A 6,991-nucleotide genomic window follows, 5' to 3' on the forward strand; every position below is an offset into this window, starting at 1 on the left:
TTCAAGAAACCGGGGTTTTAATAAAACTGCGGTCTTATTTACTATTAATTCGACGCAAACTTAACACATCGCTAATATTTTTTACCTGGGTGCAAGTTCGTTCAAATTGTTCGCGATCGCAAATTTCAATTCCCAATTCTATTAACGCAGGAGCATCAGGAAAAGTCTTCACTTGGGCGCTACAAACGTTAATATTATTATCTTTCAAACGGGATAAAATATCGTTCAAAACACCTACTCGATCTAATACTTCAATGGAAATATTAACAGCATAAGTTTGAGGACGACCACCACTTTGATAGTTAGGATTCCAACTCACCGGAACTAAGCGTTCTCCTTCCACCGTTAACGTATTAGAACATCCTTGCTGGTGAATTGAAATGCCTTTCGTTCGGGTTACAACCCCAATAATCGGTTCCCCTGGAATCGGATTACAACACCCCGCAATATGATAAAGTAACCCTTCAACTCCCATAATCGGAGAATTGCTCAAAGAAGAAGAGGGAAGAGGACAACTCGAAGAAAGATGAGGAACTTGTAAAGAAGTAGTGGTCAGTTCTTGGGAAATCGGTTGAACTTGACTTTGGGATTTTACCACATCTCGTAAACGATTCACCACTAAATTTAAGGTAATTTCCCCATAACCCAAAGCAGCTAATAAATCATCGACGCTATGATAATTACATCGTTTAGAGACAGAAATCATGGGTTCAGATTTCAGGAACGATTCAAACCCATTTTTGCCCATTTCTTTCTCTAATAATTCCCGTCCCCGTGCAATATTTTCGTCTCGGTGCGAGCGCTTATACCATTGACGAATTCGGTTTTTAGCCGCACTGGTTTTAACGAAATTCAACCAATCTAAACTCGGGCGAATATTTTTCTGGGTTAATATTTCCACAATATCCCCATTTTTTAAAGGGGTATCTAAGGGAACAATTCGATCATTGACTTTCGCTCCTTTACAATGATTTCCGACCTCGCTATGAATTCGATAAGCAAAATCAACGGGAGTCGCCCCATGAGTTAAAGCCATCACATCCCCTTCTGGGGTAAACACATAAACATCATCAAACTCTAAATTACTTTTAACACTTTCGAGATATTCTTTGGCATCTTTTAAATCACTTTGCCATTCTAATAATTGCCGTAACCAGGTGAATTTTTCATCCATTCCGGTGACTTGACCGGTATTAGAATTTCCTTTTTCCTTATACTTCCAATGGGCGGCAATCCCGTATTCAGCGATATGGTGCATTTCCACCGTCCGAATTTGGATTTCAACAGGTCTTCCCGTATTCCCAATTACACCCGTATGTAGGGACTGATACCGATTCGGTTTCGGCAATCCAATATAATCTTTAAAGCGTCCAGGGATGGGGCGAAAGGCATCATGAACAATCGCTAAGGTACGATAACATTCTTCATTGGTTTCAACAATGACTCGTAACGCGGCAATATCATAAATTTCATGAAATTGTTTTTGCCTCTGCTGCATTTTTTTATAAATGCCATAGAGATGTTTCGGACGTCCGCTTACTTCATAACATTTGATGCCACCTTTTTCTAGTTTTTCTCGTAAAACTTGGGCAAGTTCGGCTAATTTTTCTTCCCGAATCACCCGTCGATCTGACACTAATTCTTTAATATTTTGGTAAGCTTCTGGCTCTAAATATTTAAAGGATAAATCCTCTAATTCCCATTTAAACCGACCAATCCCTAAACGATTCGCTAAGGGGGCAAAAATTTCACGGGTTTCTAAGGCAATACTGCGTTGTTTACGTTCAGGAAGAAAATCCAGAGTTCGCATATTATGCAGTCGGTCAGCGAGTTTGACCACAATGACACGGATATCTTTCGCCATGGCTAAAAACATTCGTCGGAAGTTTTCAGCTTGTCGTTCTGTAGTGTTAGAAAAGTTAAATTTAGAGAGCTTGGTCACCCCTTCAACTAAATGGCGAACTTCTCCTCCAAAATGCTGTTCTAGTTCTTCGGGAGTGATATCGGTATCTTCAATAATGTCATGGAGAAAACCCGCCGCTACCATCGCCGAATCACCGCCTAAATAACGCAATAAACCCGCTACAGCAATGGGATGATTAATATAGGGTTCCCCGGATTTGCGATACTGTCCTTGGTGCAATTGGTAGGCAAATTGAAACGACCGCACAATTAAATCATTCTTAGAGACAACAGAGGTATCGGATTTTACCAAAGAACTCGAACTCTCCATACACTGTTGCAGCCAGTCAGGAATGCTGCAATCATAATCAAAGTCACTTTTGGCAATGGTTTGAGTATTCATCATCGTTACACCTAATGGCTAATAATACAGGTCAAAAATCAGGCTGAGAGAGATTTATGTATTAATTTATACAAATAAAGACCGAGCCGATGAAACGGGTCAGTTTCACGGCGTTAATGTGCGACTATCCGCCACCTTCACTCCTGAGAATGAAGAGCGCTTGATAGAACCATACCATTCTTTTAAGATCAGCTTAACCTGCACTTGGGAGCAGGTTTGAACAACATCAGCAACCGCGAATCGCCTTCAAAATCAGCATTTCGTCTTGGGGATAGTGCGGTCGGATTTTGCTAAATCTCGACAGAATGAAGCCTGAATCCTTGTCTATTATTTAATAATATAGACAAATTTCTTAACAATATGTTATCAACATCTACGCACCTAGTGATCACGGAGTTCCAAAATTGCTTAAAACAACTTCACAGCACCTTGAGTTCAGCCCCTCTCAATCAACCCAAGTTAAAACAAACCTTTGAACAACTAAAAATTACCTTTCAAACCCAAATTATGCGGATCAACGCAAGTGATTTTGCTCCTCCTGTTGAGTCTAAAATTCAATCCTATTTAACCGAAACCCATAAGCAGATCCGACTCTTAGAAATGGATCTAAAATTTCTGCAAGCGTCCCATCAATCGACTACCTTCAACACCCGCCTCACCCAAATTCAAAATCGTCTTGACCTGCTGCTGAGTTATGGTGAAGCGATGTTGGGAGTACCGGAAACAGGGGAGAAGGACGATCCTCAGCTTCCCTAACTCAATCAACAGCCAACGGTCAACACCCCTGTCTGGTATCCTTGAAGTTATGTTAAGAAACGGTCAAAGGATTGGGAATTGGGAGTTGAGAAGACTTCTCAACCTCCAATTCGTTGTAAACGATACTATCCATTTAGGTTAGGCTATGGATTTTTCGACTCTTGCAGCGCAGTTGAACGCTGGAATTATTGGGCCAGAGGGAATTGTGATCATAACCCTCTTGGTGGTGCTAGTCGGGGATTTAATTGTCGGGCGGAGTCAATCTTCCCAATGGACACCCTACGCGGCGATCGCAGGTTTATTAATTTCTGTTGGGGTGTTATACACTCAATGGGATACAACCAACACCATCGCCTTTTTAGGCAGTTTTAATGGTGATGCTTTGAGTATAGTATTCCGGGGAATTATTGCCCTGTCTTCAGCCGTCACCATTTTAATGTCCATCCGCTACATTGAACAAACGGGAACCGCCCTAGCGGAATTTATCGCTATTTTATTAACCGCAACTTTAGGAGCAATGTTCCTATCCGGGGCGAATGAATTAGTCACCATTTTTGTGGCGTTGGAAACCTTAAGTATCTCCTCTTATTTATTAACGGGATATACCAAACGTGACCCTCGTTCTAACGAAGCGGCGTTGAAATATCTGTTAATTGGGGCTGCCAGTTCCGCCGTATTTCTCTACGGTTTATCCCTATTATATGGACTGTCGGGAGGCAAAACCAATTTAACCGAAATTGCCAACGTTTTAGCTCAATCAAACGGTGAATCTTTAGGCGTTGTCATCGCTTTAGTGTTCGTCATTGCTGGAATTTCCTTTAAAATTTCCGCCGTTCCCTTCCACCAATGGACACCGGACGTTTACGAAGGTTCACCGACCCCCGTTGTAGCGTTTTTATCCGTTGGTTCCAAAGCCGCCGGGTTTGCCCTGGCCATTCGCTTACTGATTAACGCTTTTCCCTCCGTCGCGGATGAATGGCGGTTTGTGTTCACCGCTTTAGCCCTGCTGAGTATGATCTTAGGAAACGTGGTGGCACTGGCTCAAACCAGTATGAAACGGATGTTAGCTTATTCATCCATTGCCCAAGCCGGGTTTGTGATGATTGGGTTAATTGCCGGAACCGAAGCGGGATACTCCAGCATGGTATTTTACCTGTTGATTTATCTGTTTATGAACTTAGGGGGCTTTATTTGTGTGATTCTCTTCTCCCTGAGAACGGGAACAGATCAAATTAGTGAATATAGTGGGTTATATCAAAAAGATCCCCTATTAACCCTGGGTTTAAGTATTTGTCTGTTATCCTTGGGCGGTATTCCTCCCTTAGCTGGATTTTTTGGCAAAATTTATCTGTTCTGGGCCGGTTGGCAAGCGGGGTTATATAGCCTTGTTTTAGTCGGGTTAGTCACCAGTGTTATCTCGATTTATTATTACATTCGCGTTGTGAAAATGATGGTGGTGAAAGAACCCCAAGAAATGTCCGACGTGGTGAAAAATTATCCGGCAGTTCAATGGAATTTACCCGGAATGCGTCCTTTACAAGTGGGTTTAGTGTTAACCTTAGTGGCAACATCTTTAGCGGGGATTTTATCGAATCCGTTATTTACGTTATCATCGGATTCTATTACCCACACCCCCATGTTTAAAAATGTCTTGGTGCCAACCAAAACCGTTGCTAATCTGACAACCTCTCCGGTGATTAATCAACGGAAGTAATTTTAACTTCTGAATTTCTTGGCAACCCCCCTTTTTGAATTTTAGGGGGGTTTATCATAGGAATTTAAGTTTAAGGATCAAATGATGGGATGCTCATCACTCCTGAACAATTTATGGAAATTGCGATCGCTAAGCGAGATTTAAAATTAGGAAGATGTATGATCCGGATTTATATTAGATTTAACAGAAATTTTGTAAGAATTTGACTCATTGACTCGTTTTGACTCGTTTTCAGGTTCGACCTAGAAATGCAATTCCGGTAGCAGAGCCACCCTAAGACATCATTACTATAGCAATCCTATTTGATTTGTGGTAGGGGCAATTCATGAATTGCCCCTACGGTAAGGGTTTTAGTCATAGAGATGATTACAAGCTATTTAGACTTGCTATATAACTCTCAATTTTTTAATAATTAATATTTCGTTAAGTTAACTCTTTTACCCTACTTATTTAACAGTAATTATTTCTAAATTCTGGGTTATTCCCTCAGAATCTATGGCTTTGGCAACTTTAAACTAAGTTTTAATCCCCCCAATTACCTCATCAGGCTCCTGTAAGGAGCCTAGACAACATTCCTAAACTAAGGTTGAATATTAATAGGATTTGTTGTGGGTTCAGTCGATGTCGGGGTAATCGGTTGGGGCGTTTCAAGGAGAAGGCGTTGTTTTTCCCGAAATTGAGCCGCTGCGTCTTGAATATTTTGGCGTTGTTGATTGCCTACGGCTTCATAATCAATATTAAATCCTCCTAAGCGAGATTGATGAATAATATCTAACATGGTTTTTCCACTATTAGAACCACTCAGAGGATCAGGATTATCAGAACGTTGAAAGTCTTGTAATGGGTTAACAGGAGTAGACTGAGCCAAACTAGCAGAGGTTAACCCCACAATTCCCATTCCAACAGCCACAACCGTAGTTGAGAACAGTGACAGACCAAATTTTAATCCATTCCAAGCATGATGAGAACCTCACGACCTCAAAAATAAATATAAAAAAACTTAGATGGTCGCATTATAACTATTTTTGGGAAAATTTAACATAGATAATCCCCCGAACAGCCCTGAAAATTAACTGATGTTGGGGGATTAATCTTTAGAAAAATTTTATCAACCGGATCACCGGATTTTTAAGCAAACCGACGTTTTAATAAAGGTTGAATTGATAGTAAAGCAATGGTGGCAAATCCCAGTAACACCAATAAAGCACCCCCAAAGGTAATTGTAGCAAAAGGAGCTTGCATCACCACACTATTGAACGCCCAATCTTGATGGAGATATAAATAACGAATGGGTTCAATGGCATAACTTAAGGGATTTAGGGAAGCCACCACTTGCAACCAAGTCGGCATAAACGATAACGGTGCAAGGGCGGTACTGGCAAATAAAAGCGGTAAATTCGTAACAAAAATCACCGCAATTAATTCAATATGACCGGGTAAAGCAAAGGCTAATCCTAAACTTAATCCAGTTACTCCTAAAACTAATAAAAACACAATCAAAGTAATAATACTCAATCCCCCAATTCCGGGTAAACCTGCCCCTAAAACGGCTCCTGCGGCGACAATTACAGAGGTTTGAATTAAACTCAAGGTGACAATATAAATCGCAGAAGCTAAAACAATGGAAAAACGAGACACTAACGGAGCCACTAATAACCGATTTAAAAACCCAAATTCTCGGTCAAACATCACAGGTAAACCTGCATTTAAAGCTCCTGCAAAGGCGGTAAAAACGATGACTCCTGCCCCTAAAAATTGAGCATAATTTAATGTTTCTCCAAATAACCCTTTCGGGGCATTTTGAAATAACGCTCCAAATAAAATCAACCACATTAAGGGTTGAATAATTCCAGCAATTAAAGTAGAAGGACGGCGTTGAAGTTGAATAAACAACCGACGAGTTAAGGCAATGGTTTCTTGGGTGAATTCTCCCAGTAAATTAGGTTTTTGATCGGTTGTTAGATCAGATGTTGATAATTTAACAGATGAAGTTGAACTACTCATAATCATTGACGGTTAACGGTTGAATGTTTCCAAATCAGCGAGAGTGAATCAAGATATTCAGATCTTACAAAACTTTCTGATAACTTGTCCTTAACGCATACTTTTCTTTTTCTCAGCTTTTAAATCTCGATGGCTGGCGGCGTCAATTTCAGCATCTAATAAGGTTCGACCCGTTGCGGCTAAATAAACATCATCTAAACTCGGTCGAGATT

At 40.7% G+C, this 6,991-nt stretch carries 5 protein-coding genes and 1 pseudogene; 2 read left to right on the forward strand and 4 right to left on the reverse strand.

The annotated features are described in order from the left end of the window. Nucleotides 1-34 precede the first annotated feature (34 nt). Nucleotides 35-2,305: a RelA/SpoT family protein gene (locus ACKPEB_RS16370; protein ID WP_408966030.1), complete on the reverse strand. Its 2,271-nt coding sequence runs from the start codon at nt 2,303-2,305 to the stop codon at nt 35-37. Nucleotides 2,306-2,665: 360 nt separating this feature from the next. Between ACKPEB_RS16370 and patD the strand changes: the two genes are divergently transcribed. Both patD and ACKPEB_RS16380 read left to right on the forward strand, forming a co-directional pair. Then, the gene (gene patD / locus ACKPEB_RS16375) at nt 2,666-3,061 is read left to right on the forward strand and encodes a heterocyst frequency control protein PatD (protein WP_408966026.1); all 396 of its coding nucleotides are present in this window, start codon (nt 2,666-2,668) and stop codon (nt 3,059-3,061) included. 145 nt (nt 3,062-3,206) lie between these two features. Then, nucleotides 3,207-4,775, forward strand: a complete 1,569-nt coding sequence (locus tag ACKPEB_RS16380; RefSeq protein WP_408966027.1) for an NAD(P)H-quinone oxidoreductase subunit N — start codon at nt 3,207-3,209, stop codon at nt 4,773-4,775. A gap of 580 nt (nt 4,776-5,355) precedes the next feature. Here ACKPEB_RS16380 and ACKPEB_RS16385 read toward each other — a convergent pair. The 3 genes and pseudogenes from ACKPEB_RS16385 to ACKPEB_RS16395 form a co-directional block, all read right to left on the reverse strand. After that, entirely contained in the window at nt 5,356-5,685 is a 330-nt protein-coding gene (locus ACKPEB_RS16385; protein ID WP_408966028.1) for a hypothetical protein, read from the reverse strand. 218 nt (nt 5,686-5,903) lie between these two features. Beyond that, the gene (locus tag ACKPEB_RS16390) at nt 5,904-6,779 is read right to left on the reverse strand and encodes an ABC transporter permease (RefSeq protein WP_408966031.1); all 876 of its coding nucleotides are present in this window, start codon (nt 6,777-6,779) and stop codon (nt 5,904-5,906) included. A 90-nt stretch (nt 6,780-6,869) separates the two neighbouring features. Beyond that, nucleotides 6,870-6,991: pseudogene (locus tag ACKPEB_RS16395) on the reverse strand (lysozyme); the annotation flags it as partial.

This window comes from Planktothrix sp. (assembly GCF_046067725.1).
Classification (GTDB): Bacteria; Cyanobacteriota; Cyanobacteriia; order Cyanobacteriales; family Microcoleaceae; genus Planktothrix.